At 71.1% G+C, this 24,333-nt stretch carries 23 protein-coding genes and 1 pseudogene; 12 read left to right on the top strand and 12 right to left on the bottom strand.

All coding sequences use genetic code 11. The features are described from left to right. Positions 1-319 precede the first annotated feature (319 nt). Together C2L59_RS43845 and C2L59_RS43850 are read right to left on the bottom strand one after the other, a co-directional pair. Positions 320-577, bottom strand: coding sequence for a hypothetical protein (locus tag C2L59_RS43845; protein ID WP_233224018.1), 258 nt, complete (start codon positions 575-577; stop codon positions 320-322). Then, the gene (locus C2L59_RS43850; protein WP_103355500.1) at positions 574-1,479 is read right to left on the bottom strand and encodes an ABC transporter ATP-binding protein; all 906 of its coding nucleotides are present in this window, start codon (positions 1,477-1,479) and stop codon (positions 574-576) included. Before C2L59_RS43850 ends, C2L59_RS43845 begins: the two co-directional genes overlap by 4 nt. Positions 1,480-1,717: 238 nt before the next feature. On the opposite strand from C2L59_RS43850, the gene C2L59_RS43855 reads away from it, so the two are divergent. From C2L59_RS43855 to C2L59_RS43865, 3 genes are read left to right on the top strand one after another with little or no spacing between them, the layout of a single operon-like run. Beyond that, the gene (locus C2L59_RS43855; RefSeq protein ID WP_103355501.1) at positions 1,718-2,923 is read left to right on the top strand and encodes a sodium:proton antiporter; all 1,206 of its coding nucleotides are present in this window, start codon (positions 1,718-1,720) and stop codon (positions 2,921-2,923) included. 39 nt (positions 2,924-2,962) lie between these two features. Continuing rightward, positions 2,963-3,409, top strand: coding sequence for a CBS domain-containing protein (locus tag C2L59_RS43860; protein WP_103355502.1), 447 nt, complete (start codon positions 2,963-2,965; stop codon positions 3,407-3,409). A 13-nt stretch (positions 3,410-3,422) separates the two neighbouring features. Next, positions 3,423-4,715 (top strand): SLC13 family permease, encoded by a 1,293-nt coding sequence (locus C2L59_RS43865; RefSeq protein ID WP_103355503.1) that lies wholly within the window; start codon positions 3,423-3,425, stop codon positions 4,713-4,715. A gap of 55 nt (positions 4,716-4,770) precedes the next feature. On the opposite strand, the gene C2L59_RS43870 is transcribed toward C2L59_RS43865, so the two are convergent. Together C2L59_RS43870 and C2L59_RS43875 are read right to left on the bottom strand one after the other, a co-directional pair. After that, positions 4,771-8,664, bottom strand: a complete 3,894-nt coding sequence (locus C2L59_RS43870; RefSeq protein WP_103355504.1) for a glycoside hydrolase family 2 TIM barrel-domain containing protein — start codon at positions 8,662-8,664, stop codon at positions 4,771-4,773. A gap of 117 nt (positions 8,665-8,781) precedes the next feature. Next, a complete protein-coding gene (locus tag C2L59_RS43875) occupies positions 8,782-9,720 on the bottom strand; it encodes a hypothetical protein (RefSeq protein WP_103355505.1) in 939 nt (312 codons plus the stop codon). 234 nt (positions 9,721-9,954) lie between these two features. On the opposite strand from C2L59_RS43875, the gene C2L59_RS43880 reads away from it, so the two are divergent. Beyond that, positions 9,955-10,719 carry a trypsin-like serine protease gene (locus C2L59_RS43880; protein WP_103355506.1) on the top strand — a complete coding sequence of 255 codons (765 nt, stop codon included), beginning with the start codon at positions 9,955-9,957 and terminating at the stop codon, positions 10,717-10,719. Between the two features lie 234 nt (positions 10,720-10,953). Here the strand turns inward: C2L59_RS43880 and C2L59_RS49995 are convergent, their stop codons facing one another. Then, the gene (locus C2L59_RS49995; RefSeq protein WP_255410363.1) at positions 10,954-11,079 is read right to left on the bottom strand and encodes a hypothetical protein; all 126 of its coding nucleotides are present in this window, start codon (positions 11,077-11,079) and stop codon (positions 10,954-10,956) included. Positions 11,080-11,086: 7 nt separating this feature from the next. Between C2L59_RS49995 and C2L59_RS50000 the strand changes: the two genes are divergently transcribed. After that, positions 11,087-11,218: a hypothetical protein gene (locus tag C2L59_RS50000; protein ID WP_255410364.1), complete on the top strand. Its 132-nt coding sequence runs from the start codon at positions 11,087-11,089 to the stop codon at positions 11,216-11,218. Here the strand turns inward: C2L59_RS50000 and C2L59_RS50145 are convergent. After that, positions 11,186-11,426 (bottom strand): annotated as a pseudogene (locus tag C2L59_RS50145) (hypothetical protein); the annotation flags it as partial. The gene C2L59_RS50000 and the pseudogene C2L59_RS50145 sit on opposite strands and share 33 nt — an antisense overlap. 137 nt (positions 11,427-11,563) lie before the next feature. Here C2L59_RS50145 and C2L59_RS43885 point away from each other — a divergent pair. The 4 genes from C2L59_RS43885 (at position 11,564) to vanX (ending at position 14,576) form a co-directional block, all read left to right on the top strand. Then, entirely contained in the window at positions 11,564-11,872 is a 309-nt protein-coding gene (locus tag C2L59_RS43885; RefSeq protein ID WP_103355507.1) for an EthD family reductase, read from the top strand. 81 nt (positions 11,873-11,953) lie between these two features. After that, a complete protein-coding gene (locus tag C2L59_RS43890; RefSeq protein WP_103355715.1) occupies positions 11,954-12,961 on the top strand; it encodes an NAD(P)-dependent oxidoreductase in 1,008 nt (335 codons plus the stop codon). Continuing rightward, positions 12,958-13,971: a D-alanine--(R)-lactate ligase gene (vanA, locus tag C2L59_RS43895; RefSeq protein ID WP_103355508.1), complete on the top strand. Its 1,014-nt coding sequence runs from the start codon at positions 12,958-12,960 to the stop codon at positions 13,969-13,971. Before C2L59_RS43890 ends, vanA begins: the two co-directional genes overlap by 4 nt. Further along, positions 13,968-14,576 (top strand): D-Ala-D-Ala dipeptidase VanX, encoded by a 609-nt coding sequence (vanX, locus tag C2L59_RS43900; protein ID WP_103355509.1) that lies wholly within the window; start codon positions 13,968-13,970, stop codon positions 14,574-14,576. The genes vanA and vanX overlap by 4 nt, the downstream gene beginning before the upstream one ends. On the opposite strand, the gene C2L59_RS43905 is transcribed toward vanX, so the two are convergent. Together C2L59_RS43905 and vanR-Sc are read right to left on the bottom strand one after the other, a co-directional pair. Further along, positions 14,552-15,646 (bottom strand): cell wall metabolism sensor histidine kinase WalK, encoded by a 1,095-nt coding sequence (locus tag C2L59_RS43905; protein ID WP_199199714.1) that lies wholly within the window; start codon positions 15,644-15,646, stop codon positions 14,552-14,554. The genes vanX and C2L59_RS43905 overlap by 25 nt on opposite strands. Then, positions 15,639-16,316: a VanSc-type vancomycin resistance response regulator transcription factor VanR gene (gene vanR-Sc / locus C2L59_RS43910; RefSeq protein WP_199199716.1), complete on the bottom strand. Its 678-nt coding sequence runs from the start codon at positions 16,314-16,316 to the stop codon at positions 15,639-15,641. Before vanR-Sc ends, C2L59_RS43905 begins: the two co-directional genes overlap by 8 nt. A gap of 87 nt (positions 16,317-16,403) precedes the next feature. Here vanR-Sc and C2L59_RS43915 point away from each other — a divergent pair, with 87 nt between their 5' ends. Continuing rightward, positions 16,404-16,880, top strand: a complete 477-nt coding sequence (locus C2L59_RS43915; RefSeq protein WP_103355510.1) for a M15 family metallopeptidase — start codon at positions 16,404-16,406, stop codon at positions 16,878-16,880. A 3-nt stretch (positions 16,881-16,883) separates the two neighbouring features. On the opposite strand, the gene C2L59_RS43920 is transcribed toward C2L59_RS43915, so the two are convergent. The 3 genes from C2L59_RS43920 to C2L59_RS43930 form a co-directional block, all read right to left on the bottom strand. Beyond that, complete coding sequence (locus C2L59_RS43920) at positions 16,884-17,876, bottom strand: LuxR C-terminal-related transcriptional regulator (protein WP_103355511.1); 993 nt, start codon at positions 17,874-17,876, stop codon at positions 16,884-16,886. A gap of 134 nt (positions 17,877-18,010) precedes the next feature. Continuing rightward, a complete protein-coding gene (locus tag C2L59_RS43925) occupies positions 18,011-18,886 on the bottom strand; it encodes an alpha/beta fold hydrolase (protein WP_103355718.1) in 876 nt (291 codons plus the stop codon). A 127-nt stretch (positions 18,887-19,013) separates the two neighbouring features. Beyond that, positions 19,014-20,312 carry a cytochrome P450 gene (locus tag C2L59_RS43930; protein ID WP_103355512.1) on the bottom strand — a complete coding sequence of 433 codons (1,299 nt, stop codon included), beginning with the start codon at positions 20,310-20,312 and terminating at the stop codon, positions 19,014-19,016. A 179-nt stretch (positions 20,313-20,491) separates the two neighbouring features. Between C2L59_RS43930 and C2L59_RS43940 the strand changes: the two genes are divergently transcribed. After that, positions 20,492-21,310 (top strand): SAM-dependent methyltransferase, encoded by an 819-nt coding sequence (locus C2L59_RS43940; RefSeq protein ID WP_199199718.1) that lies wholly within the window; start codon positions 20,492-20,494, stop codon positions 21,308-21,310. Positions 21,311-21,331: 21 nt separating this feature from the next. Next, positions 21,332-23,449 carry a bifunctional diguanylate cyclase/phosphodiesterase gene (locus C2L59_RS43945; RefSeq protein ID WP_233224020.1) on the top strand — a complete coding sequence of 706 codons (2,118 nt, stop codon included), beginning with the start codon at positions 21,332-21,334 and terminating at the stop codon, positions 23,447-23,449. Here the strand turns inward: C2L59_RS43945 and C2L59_RS43950 are convergent. Beyond that, a complete protein-coding gene (locus C2L59_RS43950; protein ID WP_103355514.1) occupies positions 23,392-24,312 on the bottom strand; it encodes a DMT family transporter in 921 nt (306 codons plus the stop codon). The genes C2L59_RS43945 and C2L59_RS43950 overlap by 58 nt on opposite strands. Positions 24,313-24,333: the final 21 nt, after the last annotated feature.

The raw sequence follows: 24,333 nt of genomic DNA on the forward strand, positions 1-24,333 counted from the left end.
ATCAGCGGCGACGTCGCCGCTCGGTAGTCGGAACGGTCGGGGAGCGCCGGAGTACCGGTTCACGCGGCCGGAAGTCCGGTGTTCAGCACGATGTCCCGGATGTTCCGGGCGGAACCACCGTCGTCGGTAGGGAAGACGAAAGTCGCGGATCGTTCCGGGTTCGCGCCGGTTCGCGGAACGCCGGGTCGGCCGGTGCTCTTCCGCCACGCGGCCGAGATCGCGGCCGGTCCGGGGAACGTTCACAGCCTGGCCCGTGATCGCGGGACGGCTCCGGCCACCGGTTGGTCCACAGTGGACAGCCGGCCGGGGCAGGGCCGGGTCAGCGGTCCTGGTCGGCGTGCTTCATGGTCTGGGCGAGCAGGGCGAAGCAGGCGGGCCAGTCGGCGGCGCCACCGGTGAGCGTCGCCTTGGTGCCGAGCAGGCCGAAGGCCCGGGCCCGTCGGGGATCCTGCAGGATGAACATGACCAGCCCGCCGCACCCGGCCGCGACGGTGAACGCGAGCGCGCTCACCCCGGCCAGGCGGGACCGGCGCGCTTTGAGCAGTTCCGCCCAGGCGGCGTCCGCCGCCGCGCTCATCGCGGGGCGACCAGGCGGAGGAAGCAGGTCTCCAGGTCGTCCTGTTCCACGGCGAGCCGGGTGGGCGGGCAGTCCGCGGTGACGAGCAGGGTGGCGATCTCGTCGGGATGCCGGATCGCCTGTTCCGCGGTGAGGACGAGCCCGCCGGTGCCGTCCTGTTCGGCGAGGTGGCCGGCCGCGCGCAACGCCGCCGCGGCGCGCTCGTGGTCGCGGACCGCGAGGCACAGCCGCGGCCGGGACCGGGCGGTCAGGTCGGTGGCGCCGCCTTCCCAGACGAGCCGTCCCCGGTCCAGCACCCCGATGCGGCCGGCCAGCCGGGCGACTTCGGTGAGGATGTGGCTGGACAGCAGGATCGTCACGCCGTGGGTCCGGGCGAGCTCGTGCAGCAGGTCGCGGACTTCGGCGACGCCGGCGGGGTCGAGGCCGTTGGCCGGTTCGTCGAGGACCAGCAGGTCAGGCCGGTGCAGCAGGGCTTTGGCCAGGCCGAGGCGCTGCTTGTTGCCCAGGGACAGGGTGCCCGCGCGGTGGCGGGCGTGGGGGCCCAGACCGAGCCGGTCGATGACGCCGGTCACGGTGCTTCCGTCGCGCAGCCCGCGCAGCCGGGCCACCACCTGCAGGTTCTCGGTGACGGTGAGTTCCGGGTACGCGGACGGCGTTTCGACCAGGTAGCCGACCCGGGCCCAGACGGCGTTGCGGCCGGGTGCGATCCGGGAACCCAGGAGGGAGACCTGTCCGCCGGTGGGGCGGAGCAGCCCGAGCAGCATGCGGATGGTGGTCGTCTTGCCGGCGCCGTTGAGGCCGGGCAGGGCGTAGATCTCGCCGGGGGCGACGTGCAAGGTCAGCTCGTCGACCGCCAGGGCGTGCGGGTACTGCTTGGTCAGGCCGGTGGCGTCGATCGTCATGGGAAGCCTCGTTCCGCGCGTACGGATGTCGCGCCGACCAGGCTTCCCGGCACACCGGATCGCATTCTACCCCGGCGGGGCCAGGAAAGTCCTCAGTGGACGACTGACTCGGCCGCGTCGACGGACTCGGTTTGCCTCCGGTGCGTCTTTGCGGCATCTTTACGCGTGGAGTGCCGGGAAGTCTGGTCGGCCCTTCGTCCGGAGCGGGCGGAGGACCCGACTCGAGGACGGATTTTTCATGGCGCTCGTACTCGCGTTCGGCGTCGTCCTGCTCATCAGTGTCTCCCTGTCCGGTGTCGCCGCCCGGACGGTGCTGTCGACGGCGCTGCTGTTCCTGCTCGCCGGCGCGCTGATCGGCCAGGGCGGGCTCGGCCTGGTGCCGATCGCCCCGCACGATCCGCTGGTCACCGCGTTGGCCGACATTGCGTTGTTCACCGTGCTGTTCACCGACGGGCAGCGAGCGAACGTGCGCGCGCTGCGCGAGGGCTGGCGGCTGTCGGGCCGGGCCCTCGGGCTGGGGATGCCGCTCACGATGGTCGGGATCGCGGTACCGGCGCATTTCCTGGTGGGCCTGGACTGGCCCACGGCGCTGCTGCTGGGGGCGATCCTGTCGCCGACGGACCCGGTGTTCGCGGCGGCGATCGTCGGCCGCGACGACGTGCCGCTGCGGCTGCGGCGGCTGCTGAACGTCGAGTCCGGCCTCAACGACGGGCTCGCGCTGCCGTTCGTGCTGATCTTCCTGGCCACTGCCGCGCACGCCGACTCCGACCTGGGGAAGGTCGGCATCGAACTGGTGCTCGGCCTGGTGCTCGGCATCGCCATCCCGGCCGCGGTGGCGCTGGCGTGGCGGCTGAAGATCCTCACCGCCGAGCCCCGGTTGCAGGCACTCGGTCCGCTGGCGATCGCGGTGATGCTCTACGCCGCCTGCCACCTGACCCACGCCAACCCGTACCTGGCCGCGTTCGCCGCCGGCTCGACGCTGGCCACGATGGACAAGACGGCCGCCGAGCACTTCGAACCGCTGGGCGACCTGCTCTCGGAGATCACCAAGTTCGCGGCGTTGCTGGTGTTCGGGGCGCTGGTCACGCCGGAGCGGCTCGGGCACCTGAGCGTGGGCGGCTGGGTACTGGCTGTGCTCGCGATCGTCCTGGTTCGGCCGGCCGCGATGCTGCTGTCCCTGCTGAGGACGAAGATGTCCGGCCGCGAGCGGGCCGCGGCCGCGTGGTTCGGGCCCAAGGGGTTCGCCTCGGTCGTCTACGGGCTGCTGGCCCTGCAGTCGGGAATCCCGGCCGCGCAGCTGGTGTTCGACCTGGTCACGGTGACGATCGCGTTGTCGATCGTGGTGCATTCCTCGACCGACGTCCCGGTGGCGAAGGCGCTGAGCTTCGAGCCGCCGGACAACCTGCCGACCGGCCGTCAAGAAACCGACAGAAGGACCGGATAGTGCACCGCGAGCCAGCCCGAAGAGTCGTACGCTGGGCAGATGCATGCTGTGGAGATGGCCGAGCAGTACCCGGTCGTCGACCTGGATTCCGGGGCCCTCGACGCCGCCCGGCTGCTGGCCGGACACCGGCTGCCGGGCATCGTGGTCACCGACGCGTCCGGGTGCCCGTGCTCGATCCTGCCCGCCTCCCAGGTGGTCCGGTTCCTGGTGCCGAGCTACGTGCAGGACGACCCGTCGCTGGCCGGCGTCCTGGACGAGTCGATGGCCGACCGGGTCGCGGACAAGCTGGGCGGCAAAACGGTCCGGTCGCTGCTGCCGGAGAAGCCCTCGGAGCTGCCGCGGGTGCAGGGCGACGACACGATCGTCGAGGTCGCGGCGATCATGGCCCGGCTGCGCTGCCCGCTGGTCGCGGTCATGGAGGACAAGCGGCTGCTGGGCGTGATCTCCGCGTCGCGGCTGCTGGAGCTGGCGCTCACACACGGCTGATGGTGGCGGTGCGATGAGCACCGTCATCGCCGTCGCGGTCTTCGTCGTCGCGTACGTCTTCATCGCCACCGAGAAGATTCCCAAGATGGTCGCGGCGCTGGCCGGCGCCGGGGTGGTGCTGGCCCTCGGGGTGACCGGTGCGGAGGACGCGTTCTACTCCCACGACACCGGCATCGACTGGGACGTCGTCTTCCTGCTGCTCGGGATGATGATCATCGTCAGCGTGCTGCGCCGCACCGGCGTGTTCGAGTACGTCGCGATCTGGGCGGCCAAGCGCGCGAAGGGCTCGCCGCTGCGGATCATGGTGCTGCTGGTGCTGATCACGGCCGTCGCGTCGGCGTTCCTGGACAACGTGACCACCGTGCTGCTGATCGCCCCGGTCACCCTGCTGGTCTGCGACCGGCTCGACATCAAGCCGGTGCCGTTCCTGATCGCGGAGGTGCTGGCGTCGAACATCGGCGGCGCGGCAACCCTGATCGGGGATCCGCCGAACATCATCATCGGCAGCCGGGCCGGGTTGTCGTTCAACGACTTCCTGGTCAACATGACACCGATCGTGCTGATCGAGCTGGTCGCGTTCACACTGGCGCTGCGCTGGGTGTTCCGCGGCTCGTTCACCGTCGACCCCGCCCGGGTCGCGGAGGTGATGCGGCTCAACGAGCGGGAAGCGATCCGGGATCCCCGGCTGCTGGTCAAGTGCGGCGTCGTGCTGCTGGCCGTGTTCACCGGGTTCGTCGGGCACTCCCTGTTCCACGTCGAGCCCTCGGTGGTGGCCCTGCTCGGCGCCGGGGTGCTGGTGCTCATTTCCGGCGTCGGGGCCGAGGATTACCTGGCCGGCGTCGAATGGGAGACGCTGCTGTTCTTCGCCGGGCTGTTCATCATGATCGGCGCGCTGGTGAAGACCGGCGTGATCGGCAACCTCGCGACGCTGGCCGCCGACGCCACCGGCGGCGACGCACTGGTGGCGGTGATGCTGATCCTCGTGGTGTCCACCGTGCTGTCCGGGGTGATCGACAACATCCCGTACGTGGCGACGATGAGCCCGCTGGTGCTGGCCCTCACGCAGGACATCCCGGACCCGGCGCACTCGGAAGCGCTGTGGTGGTCGCTCGCCCTGGGCGCGGACTTCGGCGGGAACATGACCGCGATCGGCGCGAGCGCGAACGTGGTGATGCTGGGCATCGCGGCGCGGTCCGGCAGCCCGATCTCCTTCTGGGAGTTCACCCGCAAGGGCGCGCAGGTCACGCTGCTCACGGTGCTGATCGCGGCGCCGTACCTGTGGCTGCGCTACTTCGTGCTGGCGTGAGCCCGCCGGAGCGCCCGCGTGCCGCCGCACGCGGGCAACCCGAATCGGTCCGGGCTCACGCGGTCGCGGTCGGCTTGCGGGACAGCGCCATCGCCTGGTCCCGCCTCGGGAGCGGGCGCAGCCGGTAGGTGTAAGCGTAGTCCCGGTCGGCGAACAGCTTGTACGCGTCGTGCGTCTGCGCGCCCCAGCTGTCGTCGCCGCCGACACCCATCTGCTTGTGGTTCACGCGCAGCACCACGTCCGTTCGCGGGGTGAGCTGGTAGTCGTGCAGCGCGCCGGCCGACAGGTCCTCCGGGGTGTAGTGCGACGCGTTGATTTCGAGCAGCGGCTCGCCGCTGACCAGGAGCCCGGAGCCGTGCTTGCCGGTCAGCGCGACCCACCGCACGTCGGTCTTGTTGCCGTTCTCCTGCGGGCGGATGTATCCCGTCCACTGGTCGGCCACCGTCGAGGAGTACCGGCCGACGTCGGAGCCGGTGTTGCGGTCCCAGTGGTTCTCGGCCGGGCCGCGGCCGTAGTAGTCCAGGGTGCTGAACTCCTTCGGCACGAACAGGATCGTCCCGACCTCCGGGAGGTAGGGCAGCGACGGCGAGCCGGGGTGCAGCGTGTGGTCCACCTTGATTTCGGCGTTGCCGAAGACGGTGTACGTCGTCGTGTAGGCGGAGGCGACCGACGTCGGCAGCGACCCGCTGACCGTCACGACCGCCGCCTTCCCGGCGAGTGTCCCCACGGTGACGCCGGTGACGCGGCGCCCGGACCCGGCGTGGCGCCAGGTCGCGTTGCGGCTCGGCTGCCCGTTGCCGACGTCGTTGTCGGTCGGGGCGCGCCAGTAGTTCGGCGTCGGCCCCGACGTCACCAGCCGCGTGCCGTGGACTTCGTAGGACGTGATGAGCCCGGTGTCCTTGGCGATCGACACGACGAAGTCCCGGCCGGTGACCACGACGGCGTCGGCGGTCTCCCGCACGGCGACGGCCGGCACCTGGCCGAGGGGCACCGGCCGGACCGGCGGGCTGCCGAAGGCGACCGGCAGCTGCGTGCTCGCCACCTCGAAACCGCGCTCGGCCCAGGGCGCGGGCGTCCGGGTGGTGAACGCCAGGCGCAGGAAGAACTCGGTGCCCGGCGCCGGATTGCCCGGCCGGCGGACGGGCACGGTGATCGTGCGGCTCGACCGGGGCGGGACGGCCAGCTGGGCGGGGGTGAGCCGGCCGCGCTGGACGACCTCGCCGTCGGCTACCAGCTCCCACACGCCGTCGTACGCGCCGACGTCGGTGAAGAGGTTCTCGTTCGTGATGGTCACCCGGCCCGCGGTGCCGTCGGCGCCCGCGGTGACGTTGATCGGCTGGTAGACGTGCTTGACCTCGGCGGCCTTCCCGGCCGGCCGCCGGTCGGCGGTGACGATGCCGTTGGCGCAGAAGTTCCCGTCGTTGGGGTTGTCGCCCCAGTCGCCGCCGTAGGCCAGGAACGTCTTCGCGGTGGGCTGCTGCTCGGTGTAGCCCGCGGTGCCCGCGTCGAACCAGAACCGGACGGCGGGGTCGTGGGCGTCCCGGCCGTCCGTGGCCAGCTCGGCGGCGCTCAACGCACGCGCGTACACACGAGCGGCCCGGATGGTCCCGCCGAACACGCGCTCGGTGTTCTCGGCGTCGGTGCCGAGGGCGAGCTGGACGGCGGTGCTGCCGGGCACGCGGTCGGTGGTCGCGGCGGCGACGGCGGTGCCGTCCAGGTAGAGGGTGAGGGTGTTCGCCACGTCGTCGAACACCCCCGCCACGTGGTGCTCGCGGCCGGTCCAGTCGGCGGGCAGGGGAGCGGTCGCGGCGATCCAGCTGCCCGCGTAGATGAAGAATTCGAGGCTGGCTTCGCTCAGCTTGAGCGAGTACTGGTGGTCGCCCTTGGCGATGATCGGCTGGTGCCCGCCGACCGCGGCGGGGGTGACCCAGGCTTCCAGCGTCAGCGAGCCGGTGAGGTCGAGGCCGGCCGCCGGGGCGACGAGCGCGCTGCCCGTCAGGCCGTGCGCGCGGTCGAACTTCGCCGCCGGCGCCAGCTCCGCGGTGAGCGCGTCCGGGCCGGTTTCGGTGAGCAGCTTGCGCGGCGGGGCAGGCCAGTGCAGGCCCTGGTCCACGAAGTCCCAGATGAACCCGCCCTGCAGGACGGAATGGGCGCGGATGATGTCCCAGTACTCCTTGAGGTTGCCGTTCGAGTTGCCCATCGCGTGCGCGTACTCGATCAGGATGTACGGCCGGGTGTCGGCGGTGTCGAGCGCCCGCTTCTCGATCGTCGACGGCGACGCGTACATCTCCGAGCGGACGTCGCTGACCTCGGGCCGGTCGTCGCCCTCGTACTGGACCACCCGGGTCGTGTCGTACGAGCGGATCCAGTCCCGCATCGCGACGAAGTTGCTGCCCCCGCCGGCTTCGTTGCCGAGCGACCAGATGACGACGCTCGGGTGGTTCTTGTCCCGGTGCACCATCCGCTGGGCGCGGGTGACGACCGCGGCCGTCCAGTCCGGGTTCGAGCCGGGGTAGCGGTCTCGGACGCCGTGGGTCTCCAGGTTCGTCTCGTCCACGACGTACAGGCCGTACTCGTCGGCCAGCTCGTACCAGCTGGGGTTGTTGGGGTAGTGGGAGGTGCGGGTGGCGTTGATGTTGAGCCGTTTCATCAGCTTCATGTCCTCGGCCAGGTCCGCCCGCGTGAGCGCGGCGCCGCGGCCGGGGTGCATCTCGTGGCGGTTGGTGCCGCGCAGCGTCACCGGCTGCCCGTTGATCCGCATCAGCCCGCCGGTGAGCGCGAACTCGCGGAAGCCGACGCGGGCCGAGAGCGTCTCGATGGCTTTCCCCGCCGGATCGCGCAGCACGAGCACCGCGGTGTAGAGGTCGGGGTGCTCCGCCGACCACAGCTTCGGCGCCGGCACCCCCTTGGCCGCGGTCACGGTGACGTCCTGCCCGGGCGCGGCCGAACCGAGGTCGACGGCCTGGCTGAGCGGCCGCGGCCACACCGGCCGGGCGCCTGCGTCGTAGAGCTGGGTTTCGACCGTGTAGGTCCGGTTGTCGGCGCCGCCGTAGTTGCGGACGCTGGCGGTGACCGCGAGGTCGGCGTTGGTGTAGTCGTCCCGCAGTGGCGTGGTGAGGCGGAAGTCGCGCAGGTGCACCGACGGCGTCGAGAACAGGTACACCGACCGGAAGATGCCGGCGAGCCGGATCATGTCCTGGTCTTCCATCCAGTCCCCGTCCGGGAACCGGTAGACCTCGACCGCGAGCTGGTTGTCGCCCGGCCGGAGATGTTCGGTGATGTCGAATTCGCTGGGGGTGTAGGAGTCTTCGCGATAGCCGATCAGCTGCCCGTTGACCCACACGTAGAAGGCCGACTTGACGCCTTCGAAGTGCAGGAACGTCCGCCGCCCCGACCAGCCCGGCGGAACGCGGAAGGAGCGCCGGTACTGGCCGACGGGGTTGAACCGCGTCGGCGCGAACGGGGGCTGGGCGTTCTCGTTCTGCCCGTTCGCGCCCCACCAGGGGTAGGTGATGTTGACGTAGATCGGGAAGTCGTAGCCGTGCAGCTGCCAGTTGGCGGGGACCGGGATCGTCGGCCACCCGCGGTCGTCGACGTCCACGCGGTGGAAGTCGGGGTCGCGGGCGTCCGGCCGGTCGGCGTGCCGGAACTTCCAGTCGCCGTCGAGGCCGAGCCGGAACGGCGAGCGGGTGCGGTCGACGGCGAGCGCCTCGCGGACGTCGGCGTGCGGCATCAGCGTGGCGTGCGGCGGTTCCGTGCCGACCTCGAAGATCCCGATGTTGTTGTTCCATTCGGGGAAGCCGTTGGGTGGCGCGGTCCATGCGCCGGGCGTGCTCGCCGCCGCGGACGCCGTCCCCGGCAGGGCGAGGGTGCCGAGCACCGCGGCGCCGCCCTCCAGGAACCTGCGGCGGCTGACCGCCCAGCGCGGCAGGGACTCGAACTGCGGCATCGTGAACCACCCCGTTCCTCGACGGCCTCCAGCGTCTCGGGTCGGCCGCAAAAGGTCAACACCAACAATCAGAGACCAACGAAAGTCGTGTTGAGTGCTGTTCGAAGTGGGGTGATGTCACGGCCAGCTCCAGCGCAGGCCGCGGATGCCTCGTGGGGCGCCGCCGGTGAAGACGTGCGCGGGCGAAGAGGGGGACAGCGGCACCGCCGTGACGTCCCGTTCCCGCCCGGCCGGAGTATCCAGCCGGTAGGCGTGGCAGGTCGCGGGCTGTGCTGCGGGGGCGAAGTGGACCTCGAGGAGGTGCTCGGTCCCCGGGTGCCGGAACCGGCGGTCGTAGCGGGTGTCGGGCACGCCGTCGGAGTACTCGAACTCGTACTCCAGGATCGCGGTCTCGCCGACGGCCAGTGCCCGGTGGGGGACCAGTTCGCTGACCACGAACCCCGGCTCGGCCAGCACCTCGGTGCGCACGGCCCGGCAGTAGCGCGTCGAGACGAGCCGGGGTGGCCGGCCGGGGGCGCAGCCGCGCAGGACGACCACCTTGGCCTGCACCGGTTCGGTGACCGCCCGCACCACTTCGCGCACGCGCAGCCGGGTCAGCGCCCGGGTCGCGTCGACGTGCAGTGCTTCGTGGAGGCTCAGCACCACCAGCGACGTTTCGTCGGCCGCGTCGAACGAATGCAGGACGGGCAGGACGCGTGCCCGGGGTTCCCACAGCCGCTCCCAGCCCAGCGGGCCGGGGGTGACCGGCCGGCCGTCACCGGGCCGGGCGAGCAGGTCGGTCAGCGCGTTCGCCGGCAGGCCCAGGACGCCTTCGAGCACCGCGACCGCGCGCAGGGACTCGGGCCGTTCCGGCCGGGTCCGTCCGGTGCGCCAATAGCTGAGGGTTGTCGTGCTGACGGGGACCCCGGCCGTGGCGAGCCGTCCCTTGAGGCGGGCCAAGCCGAGTCCGCTGTGGTCGATGGCCAGCGTCAGCGCCCGGCTGAACGGACCGGTGACGAGCGCGTGTGCCAGCTCGTGCCCCGCGGGCTCGGGTGCGGCCACCGCGAACAACGGCATGCGGGTTTCCTCCGGCGTGGTTCCGGCCTGCCTTCCGGTCTAACAGACGCAAGGGGCGGGTGTCACCCGACGAACGTCGGCTGCGCGAACCGAGCGGATGGCGCGGCAAGGCGCAACCCGCCGAAAGAACCGTTCTGTTCCGTTGATCGACGCGGGACTTCCAGCGGATTACCAAGAGCACACCATCCGCTTACGTTCGGTGAGTCCCCACCGGTTCCCCAAGGGAGTCCCGAAATGCGTGAAAACCCCGGCCGGTTCGTCCGTGCCACCGCCGTGCTCGCCGGTTCCTGCGCCGTGCTCGCAACACTCGCGGCCGCCCCCGCTTCGGCCGCTCCGGTCGCCCCGCTTTCGCCCGACGCCCAGCCGTCGATCATCGGCGGCAGCACCGCCCAGAACCCCGGCTACATCACCCGGTTCAACGGTCACGCCAACGGTTACACATTCTTCTGCACCAGCACGCTGATCGGCGCGCGCTGGGTCCTCACCGCCAAGCACTGCATGTACGACGACAACGGCCGGCGGCTGACCGACATCGACCTCTACGTCGGGTCGAACAGCGCTTCCGGTGGCGTGCACGCGAAAGCGGTGTCGACCTACGTGTACTCGGGCGGCGATCTGGCCCTGATCAAGCTGAACACCACCGGCGGCAGCACGTACGCGCGGCTCGCGAGCAGCTCGTCGGACGCGGAGGAAGGCGACGACGCCCGGGTCTACGGCTGGGGCGCGACCCAGTCCACCGATGAGGGCAGCCACCAGTCGAGCGTGCTGAAGCAGGCGAACGTGCAGATCTCCGACACCGGTGCGAGCGACTACTTCGGCGGTCCGGCGATCGAGGCCTACACCCCCAACGGCGCGGTCGCCGGCGGCGACTCGGGCGGCCCGATGCTCGACGGCGGTGTCCAGGTGGGCGTGTGCTCGACCAGCGACCGCTCCAGCACCACCACCTACGGCAGTGTCGCGGCGGGCCGCAGCTGGATCCGCCAGGTCAGCGGGGTCTGACCCGGACGCGGGGCCGCCGGCCGGAATCCCCCGCCGGCCGGCGGCCGGTCGCACCTCGCCGCGGTGGTGGCGACCAGCTGCGGCAGACCACTTCACCGGCACCTTGCCACGCGATTCGCCGGCAGCGTCCGCCGGTTGCGTGGAGCGGCCGTTGCGCCGGCCGTCGGGGCCAGGGCTTCGGCGATTCCGGGAGCCGGGCCCAGTGCCATGACAGGCGCCTTCCGGAGCCGGGAGTCAGGCGGCGGACGGGACGACGACGACCTTGCCGTGCACCGCGCCGTCGGTGGCCCGGGCGTGCAGGGCGGCCAGCTCGTCCAGCGCGAGGACGACGTCGGCCGATTCGGGCGCCGCCGCGGTCACGCTGGTCGTGGCGTGCTCGACGATCTCGTCGGCACCGGCCGACTTCACCGCGTCGGTGCTGCAGCTCGGCGCCTACTTCGACCTGACCGAGGTGACCCTCGATGTCGACGCCCAGGTGGTCGCCGGCTCGCGCGAGTGACCAGCCGAGGTTGTAGAGGTGATTGGCGTGGTCGACCTGGTCTGGCGTAAGGCCGCAGCGGCGCATCGGCACGTTGTGCCGGTGGGGGATGGCGCTGACCGTTCGCCGTTCGATCCCGAACCGGCCGCCGGGCTCGTACACGGTCGCGCTTGATCAAGCTCGGCTGGGGGACGTCGAGGGCGGGAAGCTTCTCGCGGAGCTCTTCCAGGTCTCTGACCTGGTCTTTTGTGTTCGAGTAAGCCCCCCCTGCCGCCACGAACACGAAAAAGGCCGTCCACAGTAGAGTGGGCGGCGCTTTTCGTTGTCCCGGCAGCAGCAACGGCCGGCCGCTGAACGGAGGTTCTCGTGCACAAGCTGGTGGTTCTGTATCCCGAGCCCGCTGATCCCGGCCACTTCCGCGACTACTACGTGACCCACCACCTCCCGCTGGTCAAGCAGATGCCCGGCCTGCTCGCGTGGCGCTACAGCTTCGAGGTGGCGTCGACGCCGGGGCAGACGCCGTACTTCGCGATCTTCGAGGCCGAGTTCGCCGACGCTGCGGCGATGACCGCGTCGAGGGAGTCTCCGCAAGGGCGGCAGGTGGCCGCCGATGTCGCCAACTACGCCACCGGTGGGGCCGTCGTCATCCACTACCCGGTGCAGGACGGCGCCTGAGGTTACCCGTCGGTAGCTTGTTGTTCCTGTATCGGGAAACGGATACGGGGTGGCAACGTCGTTGCCGGTTCGATGGGCGGCATGGTCCAGAGTGAACCTGTTCGCACCCTCGGCCGCCGTGGGGTTTCCGCGGTGGGTGTTGCCGTCTACGGGTGTCAGGCCGACGAAGCTGCCCTCTTCCGGGAGGTGGGCGCCCGGCTCGGGGTTCGGGTGACCCTGGCCGGCGGCGAGCTGGACGAGGGAACCGCCGGGCTGGCCGGCGGGCACCGGTGTGTCAGTGTCGGGCACAAGAGTCCCGTTTCCCACGCCGTTCTCCGGGCCCTCGAACGGGTCGGGGTTCGCTATGTCTCCACCCGGAGTGTGGGGTACGACCACATCGACGTCCGGTACGCGGACAGTCTCGGGATCGTCGTCGGGAACGTGGCCTACTCTCCCGACAGCGTTGCCGACTACACCCTGATGTTGATGCTCATGGCCGTCCGGGACGCCAAGTCCGTTCTTTCGCGTGCCGAGGCCGGGGATTTCCGGCTCGATGACGCTCGCGGGAAAGAACTCCGGGAGCTGACCGTGGGCGTTGTCGGAACCGGGCGGATCGGGTCCGCCGTGGTCGAGAGACTGCAGGGATTCGGAGGTCGTGTCGTTGCCTTCGACAGCTGTCCGCGGGCCGGCATCGATTATGTTCACCTCGACGAGCTGGTGCGGGTGAGTGACATCGTCACCCTGCATACGCCGCTCACCGGGGAGACCCGTCACCTGCTGGATCGGCGACGGCTGGGACTGATGAAGCCGGGGGCCTTCGTCGTCAATACCGGGCGTGGCTCGCTCCTTGATACCGAAGCCCTCGTCGCCGCCCTGGAGAACGGGCGGCTGGGTGGGGCCGCGCTGGACGTCCTCGAGGGTGAGGAGGGCGTCTTCTACGCCGACCGGCGGGGTCAGCCGGCCGGGAGCGAGTTGCTGGCGCGGTTGCAAAAGCTTCCGAATGTGGTCATCACGCCGCACACCGCCTACTACACCGATCGTGCGCTGCGGGACACCGTGGAGAACTCGGTGCTCAACTGCCTTGGATTCGAAAGGGGGACGCTGCGATGAGCAGGGTCAAGGTCGGGCTGCTCTTCGGAGGGCGCTCCGAGGAACACGCCGTTTCCGTGAAGTCCGCGCAGGAAGTCGCGCGGCACCTCGATCTGCGAAAGTACGACGCGGTCTGGGTCGGGATCACCGCGGACGGGGCCTGGAAACTTTGTGCCGGCCCGGAACCGGGGTGGGAAGGCGGGCGGACGGCCGTCCTCGCCCCGGATCGGCGGCTGCTGGTCCTCGACGAGGGGAAGTACGAAAGCGTCGAACTCGACGTCGTGCTGCCGGTTCTGCACGGCAAGCTCGGGGAAGACGGGGCCGTCCAAGGGCTGCTCGAGCTCTCCGGCATCCCCTACGCCGGGTGCGATGTGCAGAGTTCGGCTCTGTGCATGGACAAGTCCCTCGCTTACGTCGTGGCCCGGGGCGCGGGCATCGAGACGCCGGACTTCTGGGTCGTCGGCGAGGACGTCGACCCCCAGCGGTTCACGTATCCCGTCTTCGTGAAGCCCGCTCGCTCCGGTTCCTCCTTCGGGGTCAGCAAAGTCACGCGGGCGGAAGACCTCGCGAGTGCGGTGGAAAACGCTGCGCAGTACGACGCCAAGGTGCTCGTCGAAGCGGCCGTGGCCGGGAGTGAGGTCGGGTGCGCCGTGCTCGGGAACGGCGCCGAGCTGTTCGCCGGGGAGGTGGACCGGATCGCGTTGTCCCACGGGTTCTTCCGGATCCACCAGGAAGATTCGCCGGAAAGCGGGTCCGAGAACTCGACGCCCATCGTTCCCGCCGACATCCCGGCCGAAGCACGCGCGCGGGTGCAGGAGACCGGCAAGGCCATCTACCGCGCCCTCGGGTGCCGGGGGCTGGCCCGGGTCGACATGTTCCTCAAGGCCGATGGGACCGTGGCGCTCAACGAGGTCAACACCCTGCCCGGGCTCACCTCCTACAGCCGGTACCCGCGGATGATGGCCGCCGCCGGGGTCTCGTTCGGGGAGGTCCTCGATCGGGTGCTTTCCCTGGCGGTGAGCGGCCGGTGAACGACGACTTCGCCTTCGTCGACGAGCTCGTGCCCGGGATCCGGTGGGACGCCAAGTACGCCACCTGGGACAACTTCACCGGGAAACCGGTGGACGGCTACCTCGTCAACCGGATCGCCGGCACCACCACCCTGTGCGCCGCCCTCGGCGAAGCGCAGGAGAAGGCCGCCTCCCTCGGTTTCGGCCTGCTCCTCTGGGACGGCTACCGGCCGCAACGCGCCGTCGAATGCTTCCTGCGGTGGGTGGACCAGCCCGAAGACGGGCGGACGAAGCTGTGGCACTACCCCCACCTCGACCGGGCCGGGATGTTCGCCAAGGGGTACGTCGCGACCCGGTCCGGGCACAGCCGGGGCAGCACCGTCGACCTCACCCTCTACCACCTCGGCACCGGCGAGCTCGCCTCGATGGGCGGCGGCCACGACCTGATGGACCCGATCTCGCACCACGACGCGCGCGGCGTCTCGGGGCTCGAGGCCGGGAACCGCCGGTACCTGCGGTCCATCATGGCGGACTGCGGGTTCGATTCCTACGACCGCGAGTGGTGGCACTACAGCCTCCGGAACGAGCCCTACCCGGACACCTACTTCGACTTCCCGGTCGCGTAGCCGGGCATCCGGACCGTCACGCGCAGCCCACCTTCCGGGCGGGGCGTCAGGGTGAGCGTTCCGTCGTGCGCGTAGGTGATGCTCTGGACGATCGCCAGGCCCAGGCCGACGCCCGCGTGGTCCGCGCGGATGCGTTCGGTGCCGCGCTGGAACGGCTCCGTCAGCGTCGACACCAGCTGCGGCGGCAGGTGCTCGCCGGTGTTCTCCACCGTGAGCACCACCGAGCCGCCGCGGGCGCCGGTCGTCAGCTGCACGCTCCCGCCCTCGGGGACGTTGTGGACGATGGCGTTGTGCAGCAGGTTCGTCGTCAGCTGCAGCAGGAGCGCTTCCGAGCCGATCGCCGGCGCGAGCTCGCCGGCCGTCTCGATCGAGACGCCGTGCTTTTCCGCGAGCGGCAGCAGCGTTTCGGCCGCTTCCTCCACGATCAGGGACAGGTCGACGCGGTCGCGGCGGAACGAGCGCTGGTCGGCCCGGCTGAGCAGCAGGAGGGCCTCGGTGAGCCGGATCGCCCGGGTGTTGACCACGTGGAGGCGTTCGTCGAGCTCGTCCGCCGGGCGGTTCGGGTCGTTGCGGGCGACGTCGAGGAGGCTCTGCGTGATCGCCAGCGGGGTGCGCAGCTCGTGGGACGCGTTGGCCGCGAACCGCCGCTGCTCGGCGACGTGCGCTTCGAGCCGCGCGAGCATCGTGTCGAAGGCGTCGGCGAGCTCGCGGAACTCGTCCGTGCGGCCCGGCAGGCGGACGCGGTGGGCGAGCGAGCCGGTCGCGGCGAGGCGGGTGGCGTCGGTGATCCGGGTCAGCGGGGCGAGCATCCGGCCGGCCAGCACCCAGCCGCCGAGCAGGCCGAACACCAGCAGGAACACCAGCACGGCGGCCATCATCGGGACGAAGGCGCGGACCAGCACCGGCCGGTTGATCCAGAAGTTGCCCTCGGTGCTGATCCAGCCGTTGGGCAGGAAGTACAGGTAGAAGGCCAGCACGGCCAGCAGCAGCAAGGTACCCGCGAGCATGACGAACCCGGCGTAGCTGAGGGTGAGCTTGAGCCGGACGCTCAGCCCGGGTTCCCTAGCCACGACGCTCGCCCGGGGTGTCGATGCGGTAGCCGACGCCGGGCACGGTGGCGATGATCCCCGGCTCGCCGAGGCGCTTGCGCAGAACCGAAACGGTGATGCGCACGGCGTTGGTGAACGGGTCCGCGTTCTCGTCCCACGCCCGTTCCAGCAGCTCCTCGGCGCTGATCACGCCGCCTTCCGCCGCGACGAGCACCTCGAGCACGGCGAACTGCTTCCTGGTCAGCGCCACGTACCGGCCGTCGCGGTAGACCTCGCGGCGGAACGGGTCCAGCCGCAGGCCGGCGATTTCGCGCACGGGCGGCCGGCTGTACGCGCGCCGGCGGTCGAGGGCCCGCAGGCGGAGCACGAGCTCCCGGAGTTCGAACGGCTTGGTGAGGTAGTCGTCGGCGCCGAGCTCGAAGCCGGACGCCTTGTCGTCGAGCCGGTCGGCCGCGGTGAGCATCAGGATCGGCGTGCCGCGGCCGGAGGCGACGATGCGCTGGGCGACCTCGTCGCCGGACGGGCCCGGGATGTCCCGGTCGAGGACCGCGATGTCGTAGCTGTTGACGCTCAGCAGTTCCAGCGCGGTGTCGCCGTCGCCGGCGATGTCCGCCGCGATCGCCTCCAGCCGGAGGCCGTCGCGGATGGCGTCGGCCAGGTAGGGCTCGTCTTCGACGATCAGCACACGCACGCTTCCGATGCTACGAGCCGCTCCCTATCGCCGGCGTATCGGAAAGCCCGTACGAGTGGGCAACACGACCCCGCCTTGACTGCCGGTATGAGCACGTCATCGACCGTCCTCGGCCCGGAACACGGCGCTCTCCCGGACGGCAGCCCGGTCTTCGACGACGACTGCCCGGCCGTGGCCAACCTCGATCCCGCCCTGCTCGCTGCCCTGCGCCGGGCCGCTGCCGACGCCGCAGCCGACGGCGTCCGGTTCGTCGTCAACGGGGGCTGGCGATCCCGCGCGTACCAGGAGCACCTGCGCCGGCGAGCGGTCGAGAAGTACGGCTCGGAGCGGGAAGCGGCCCGCTGGGTGACGACGGCCGACACGTCCGCGCACGTCCAGGGAAAGGCCGTCGACATCGGGCCCGCCGAGGCGCGGGAGTGGCTCTCCGCGCACGGCGCCCGGTACGGGCTGTGCCAGATCTACCGGAACGAACCCTGGCACTACGAGCTGCGTCCGGAAGCGGCCGAGCACGGCTGCCCGCCCCTGTACGACGACCCTTCGCAGGATCCGCGGATGCGGCGGTGAGCGTCACCGCGCCAGATGCTTGCGGACGTCCTCGGCCACCGCGGCCCGCCCGCTCATCCGGTACTTGGCCAGGATGTTGCGCACGTGGCTCTTCACCGTGTGCAGGCTGACGCCGAGCTCGCGCGCGATCCCGTCGTTCGGCAGGTCGCTGGCGAGCAGGACCGCGACACCCTGCTCGGCGGCGGTCAGGGACCGGAAGCGTTCCTCCGGGCCGTTGTCGATGTTGAGGGTCAGCTCGACGAGGTCGGCCTGGAGCTGCCGGCAGCCGGTGACGATCCGCTGCAGGGCCTCGCGCAGGGAGTCCGGATCGGTCAGCGGCAACGCGTCCTGCGCCCGCTGCCGCACGTCCGCCACGCGCGAGGACAGGAATTCGACGATGTGGTCGGCGGTCACCAGCTGCGGGGTGTCGCCGCCGCCGGCCGGCAGCCGGCGGAGCGCGGCCAGGTCCTCCGCCTCCTTGGTCAGCACGCGGGCGACCAGGTCGGCCAGCCACTCGAACGCGCGCACGGAGTTGTCGTCGAACGTGTCCGGCCGGTAGCTCTGCATGGACATCATGCCGAACACGACCGGCTCGCCGCCGGGGCCGCGGCGGAACAGCGGGGTGGTGACGGCGTCGGCGGACACCCGGCTCGTGTCCCCGGCCGCGACACCGGCGTGGAGGGCGGCGCCGTTGTCGTACTGCATCCGGTAGGTCTGGCGGTGCTTCAGCAGCCAGGCGGCCTGGCCGTGCGGCCCGTAGCTGTGCGACTCCGGGTCGGTGGACAGGCCGCTGTCGTAGCCGTAGGGGTAGCGGACCCGGTTGGCGCCGTGGAAGAACCCGATGTAGAAGTGGTCCAGCGGCACGATCTTGCTCATCACCGCGCGGGCGTAGGCGTAGAGACCGTAGTGGTCGGTGCGGTACTGCGCGTCGATCTTGTGGAACGCCTCCCGGAGGATCTGCGTCGTTTCGGCGTCGACCCGGAGCCGGGCGCGCGTTTCCGATTCGTCTGACGGCATCCCCGCATCATCCTCCGGCGCGCGCGCCGCCCCGGCCGGCTCGCTCCCCGAGCGATGGAGGAACCCGCCCTCCCGCTGTCAGTCTTGACGGGCGAGAGGACGGGGAGGAGCGGCCATGGAAACCCATTAGCACATCAGGAAAGCGTCTTCAGCCAGCTGGTCACCACCGAGAAGTACGCCGGGGCGTCGGGGGCGTAGTTGATCGCGTGGCCGTAGCCGTCGAGGATGAAGGTCTGCAACGGCCCGCCGAAGAACGGGGCCTCCGACGCGCGCAGCGCCTCCGGGGACGAGCAGTCGCTGCCCAGGGTCCCGCAGAAGTGCGGGTCGTTGCCCACCACCAGCAGCACCGGGGCGGTGATCCGCTGGGACGCCGGCGTGACCACCGTGGTCATGGTCAGGCTGTCGACCGCCTCCGTGGCCGCGAAGACATCCTTTGTGGACTCGTCGTACGCGATCGCGCCCGCGTCGTACGGGCCGGGGGTGTGGAAGGCGTTGTAGCGGGTGTTCCGGCCGGTGGTCAGGTAGCCGGCGTCGAGACCGCGGGCGGCCAGCGACGGGTCCAGCGGGGCGGGGATCATGTTCGCCAGCACGGGAACCACCGTGATCAGGTTCATCCGGTGCGTCATGCCGGTGACGAGCACGCCGTCGACGTCGCGGTAGCGGCCCGCCTCGATCATCGCCATCGCCGCGCCGATCGAGTGGCCGCCGACGAGCACCTTCGCGAAGCGGGAGCGGATCGACCGGACCACCTGGTGGGCCGCGTCCGCCTGGACGGACGCGCTGAGCAGCGTGCTCAGCGGCTTGGAGCTGGTGCCGGTGCCGAGGCGGTCCAGGGCCAGCGTCGCGACGCCCGCGGAGTTCGCGGCCAGCCGGAACGACCGGATCTCCGGTGTGTAGCCGATGTCCCAGTACGACGCGTTGTACGTGCCGCCGGGGATCAGCACCACGACCGTCGACGCACCGGGCGGGGCGCACAGGCGGCCGTGCATCGTCTGCGGCAGCAGGGCCACGGAGACCGGGACGGACAGGTCCTCGCACGTCGTCGCCGCGACGGCCGGGGTGGGGGACGAAAAGGCGGCCAGCAACAGGAAAACGGCAGCACAAAGACGGAGACGGGACACGGAGAAGGACCTCCAGCTAGCGGGGGACTGCCGTCATCGGCAGGCGGTCGGGGTAGGCGGCGGAGGTGAACTTCACGCGCACCGGCCGGCCCGGTACGGGGACCAGCCGCCACCGCGCGGCCACCGTGGCCACCGTGATGACGATTTCGTTCTGGGCGAAGCGGTTTCCGATGCACTGCCGGGTGCCCGCCCCGAACGGGACGAACGCGCCCTTCGGCACCGCGCCCGCCCGCTCCGGCGCCCAGCGGCCGGGATCGAACCGGTCCGGGTCGGGGAACGACGCGGGATCGTGGTGCAGCGCGTGCGGGCTGACGATCACCTCGGCACCTTCCGGGAGCCGCACGCCACCGAGGTCGACCTCGGTGAGGGTCCGGCGCATCAGCATCCAGAGCGGGTACCGCCGCAGCACCTCGTCGACCACCTGCCTGACGTAGGTGAGCCGGGTGAGGTCGTCGACGGTGACCGGGCGGCCGCCCAGCACCTCGTCGACCTCGGCGTGCACCCGCGCTTCGACGTCCGGGTGCCGGCCGAGCTCGTGGAACGTCCAGGCCAGGGCCAGCGCGGTCGTCTCGATGCCCGCGGTGAGCAGGGTGAGCACCTCGTCCCGCGCCTGCTCATCGGTCATGCCGGCGAGCAGCAGCGTCGAAAGCAGGTCGCCGTGGTCGGTGCCGTCGCGCCGCCACTCGCGGATCACTTCGAGCACGATTCCCTGCATCCGGCCGATGGCCTCGTCGAACCGCCGGTTCCCGGGTACCGGCAGCTTTTCGACGAACTTCGGCGACAACGCGCGAATCATTCCCTGCTGGATGATGACGTAAATCGACCGGCGGGCTTCTTCGATCGCCGCCTTTCCGAGGTCGGTGGAAAACAGCGCCTCGCCGACGATCGTCACGGCCAGGCTCTGCATGTCCTCGTCGACCGGCCGCACTTCGCCGGCCTGCCAGGTACCGGCCAGGTCCGCCGCCGCGCGCCGCATGATGTCCGCGTACGCGGCCAGGCGGTCGCGGTGGAACGCCGGCTGCATCAGCCGCCGCTGCCGCAGGTGGAATTCGCCGTTCGAAAGCACCAAGCCATTTCCGACGAACGGCCGGAACTTGTCGAACATCGCGCCCTTGCGGAACTTCGGCCCCTCCGTGACCAGCACTTCGTGGGCCAGCCGGGGGCTCGCGACGAAGTAGACGGGTGCCGGGCCGAGCCGGAGTTCGACGATCTCGCCGTGCGCGGGCAATGCGTCGGTGAATGCGAAGCGTTGCCGCAGCAGTGCCGGAGTGTGCCCGAGAAATGGCCACCGGCCCGGTGCGACCGGGACGCTCATGCGGACTCCTCGTTGCGCCATTGTGTGGATTTCCCAAGGAGACGGCCCACGGTAGGCGCGTCCGGCCGAACGGGACAGTGCCCGATCGGGTGGTGTGCGCTCACGCGGATGGCCCAGTAGCCGAACCGTGGGGAATCGCTAAGCTCTTTCCGATCCGACGTGACGAGAAGGTGTTCTTCGTGACCCGATCACCGGAATGGGTTCCACCGGGTGTCGATATCTCCGTGCCGAGTATCGCGCGCACTTACGACTTCATGCTCGGCGGCGGGCACAACTTCGCCGTCGATCGCGCGGTCGGCGAGGAGATCGAACGCGTGATGCCCGGCCTGCGCGACTCCGCACGCGTGAACCGCGCGTTCCTCGGGCGCGCCGTGCGGTACCTGACCGGCCACGGGATCCGGCAGTTCCTCGACATCGGCTCCGGCATCCCGACGGTGGCGAACGTCCACGAGGTCGCGCAGGCGCAGGACCCGGAATGCCGGGTGGTGTACGTCGATCGCGACCCGGTCGCGGTCGCGCACAGCGAACTGATGCTCGCGGGCAACGACCGCGCGGCCGTGGTGCAGGCCGACATGCGGGACCCGGAGAAGCTCCTCGATTCGCCGGAGGTGCGCGGGCTGCTCGACCTCGGCGAACCGATCGGGCTGCTGATGCTGCTGATGCTGCACTGGGTCCCCGACGAATCCGGCCCGCACGAGCTCGTCGGCCGTTATCGCGCGGCCCTCGCGCCCGGCAGTTTCCTCGCGCTCACCCACGTCACCGGAGACCACCAGGGTGAAAACCTCGGCGAAGCGACCGAAGTGATCAAGGAAAGCCGCAGCCCGGATCAGGTGACCCTGCGGACGCACGCCGAGGTTTCCGCGCTGTTCGCCGGTTTCGAACTCGTCGAACCCGGATTGGTCGGCTGCGGGGAATGGCGGCCGGCCGGCCCGGCGGACATCGCCGGCGCGGCCGCGATGAACATGCTCGTTTACGCCGGAATCGGCCGCAGGAACTGAGCGGGCGCACCCGAAATGCCGATGACCCACCACCAGCCGGAACGATCCGCCGCACCCGACCCGGAGCGGGGGCGGTCCCTGCTCGCGCGGAAATGGGCCTACCTGCTCAGCGGCGTGACGGTCGTGTCGCTGAGCCGGGAGGAGCTCGACCGGGAACTGCGCGGCCTGCTCGACACGCTGTGCGAGTCGCTGTGCCGCCCTTCCGCGGACACGGTCCCGGCCGAGCGGATCGGCGCGCGGCTGGTCGCGCTCGGCTACGTCGGCGAGCCCGGGCTGCGGTGCACGCTCGACGTCCTCGGGAAGGGCCTGCCCGCGCTGCCCGAACTCCAGGCGGCGGACCGGGCGACCGACCGGATCGTGCCGGCGCTGGGCGCGCTGTCCTGCGGTTTCCTGCTCGCCCACGAGCGCAACGTGCTGGACCAGCAGGAAATCATGCACCTGTCGCTGCTCAAGGCGGTGCGGGACGCCCAGTGGAACCTCAAGCAGAGCGAAGCGCGCTTCGACGAGGTGGTGACGTCCTCGGCGAGCGGCATCGCGGTCGTCGCGCTGAACGGCCGGATCGTGCGGGCCAACGCGGCGCTGGCCGAGATGCTCGGGCACCCGTCCGGCGAGCTGACCGGTTCGGTGCTGTACGACGTTGTCCACCCCGGATCCGTCGACGTCCTGCGCGACGCGATGCTCGCGCTGCTGGACGGCGGCAAGGAGCGGATCCGGCAGACGCAGCGGCTGCTGCGCCGCGACGGCGACGTCGTCCGGATTTCGCTCACCGCGTCGCTGCTGCGGGACGCCGAAGACCAGCCGGCCCACTTCGTCGTCGTGATCGAGGACGGCACCGAGCTGATGCTGCTGCAGGGCGAGCTGAGCCGCCAGGCGCTGCACGACGTCCTCACCGGGCTGCCGAACCGGCAGTACTTCGGCACCCACCTGGAGACGGCCCTGCGGCGCGCGGACCCGGCGTACGGCGTCACGCTGTTCCACGTCGACCTCGACGCGTTCGGCATGGTCTGCAACAGCCTCGGCCGCCGCGTCGGCGAGCAGCTGCTGGTGCACTTCGCGCAGCGGCTCAAGGCCGTAATGGCCCGCGAGAACGCGATGATCGCGCGGTTCCACAGCGACGAGTTCGGCATCCTGGTCGAGAACACCGCGACCACCCCGGACATCGGCACCATCGTGCGCGCGATCAACGACGAGCTCGCCGAGCCGTTCTTCGTCGACGGGCACGGGCTGGCGCTGTCGGCCAGCGCCGGCGTGGTGCACCGGCCGGCGAAGGGCATCGACCCGGTCGAACTGCTGCGCCAGGCCGACCAGACGCTGCGGCGGGCCAAGGAGCGGCGGCGCGGTCAGTGGAAGATGTTCGACCGCGAGGCCGACGCCCACGACCGGCGGACGCAGGCGCGGGCGGTCGGCATGGCCGGCGCCTGGGAACACGGCGAGATCGGCGTCCGGTACCGGCCGGTGGCGCGACTGGCCGACGGCGGGGTCGCCGGCGTCGAAGCCCGCCTGCACTGGGACCGGCCGGACGACCCGGCGCTGTCCCACGAATGCTGCGTCGAGCTCGCCGAGTCGACCGGGCTGATCCTGCCGCTCGGGGACTGGCTGCTGCGTGCGGCGGGCCGGCAGGGCGAATGGTGGCGGCAGCGCGCGGGGTTCGGCCTGCCGGTGGTGGCCGGCCTGACCGGGCACCAGGTGTCGGACGACGCCCTCGGGACGCGCGTGACGCGGCTGCTCGCCGACACCGGCCTGCCGCCGGAGCAGCTGATGGTCGGCGTCCCGGTCGGCGCGCTCCCGGTGTCCGGGGTGATCGAGAACGTCACCGCGCTGGCCGACCTCGGCGTGCACGTCATGCTCGACGAATTCGGGCTGGGCCCGGACGACCTGCGGGCGGTCGAAGACCTGCCGGTGGACATCGTCCGCGTCGACCGGCGGCTCGCCGAGTGGCAGGCGTGGTCGGATTCGACGTTCCTCGGCGCGCTGGTGCCGCTGGTCCGGCGGGTCGGCGCGACGCTCGTGGTCGACGGGATCCACACCGAGGACCAGGCCGACTGGTGGCGCACGGCCGGCGCGGAGCTCGCGACGGGCGACTACTTCGGTGTCGCCAGGCCGCCGGGCGAACTCGCCGGGCAGTTCGCCGGCACCTGAGGCCGCCACCGGGTCAGGCCGACGGCGAGGAGCACGACCGCCATCCCGCCGACGACCCGCGGGGTCAGCGGTTCGCCGAGGAAGAGGGCGCCGAGCCCGACGGACACGACGGGCAGCAGGTAGCCGACGGTCGCGGCGGCGGTCGGGCCTTCGTCCGCGATGAGCCGGTAGTTGAGGTAGAAGGTGATCCCGGTCCCGAAGACGCCGAGGATCGTCACGGCGACGACGGCGGTGAGCGTCAGGTGCGGCGCCGCGGACGCGACCGGCAAGGCGAGGGCGGTCAACGCGGTGGCGGTCACCAGCTGCGCGGCCGAGAGCGCGAGCGGGGCGCCGTCCGCCGGCAGTTTCCTGGCCATGTAGGCGAAGGCGATCGCGTAGCTGAGGCCGGCGCCGAGCAGGGCCAGCGCACCGCCGCTCAGCAAACCGGACTGCTGCCAGGGCGCGAAGATCACCACGATCCCGGCGAAGCCGAGGACCAGCCCGAGCAGCCGAACGGGCGTGAGCCGCCGTTCGGTGCCGAGCGTGACGCCGATCAGCAGCGACCACAGCGGGGTGGTGGCGTTCATGACGCCGGCGACGCCGGAGTCGACCGTGCGCTCCCCGATGCTGAACAGCGCGAAGGGCAGGGCGTTGCAGAAGAACGCGGCGACGACGAGCCGGGCCCAGGTGCCGCGGTCGCGCGGCAGCCGTTGCCGGGCGGCGAAGGCCAGGCCGAGCAGGGTGAGCGCCCCGAGGGCGCAGCGGACGAGCGTGAGGTGGACGGGGCTCAGGCCGGTCAGGGCCAGCTTGATCCAGAGGAAACCGGACCCCCAGAGGAGAGCGAGCACCACTATGCGCGCCGAGGCGCCCCGTCCACCGATCATGCGTTCCACGGTGCCGAAGGT

It is taken from the genome of Amycolatopsis sp. CA-128772, assembly GCF_002904295.1.
Classification (GTDB): Bacteria; Actinomycetota; Actinomycetes; order Mycobacteriales; family Pseudonocardiaceae; genus Amycolatopsis.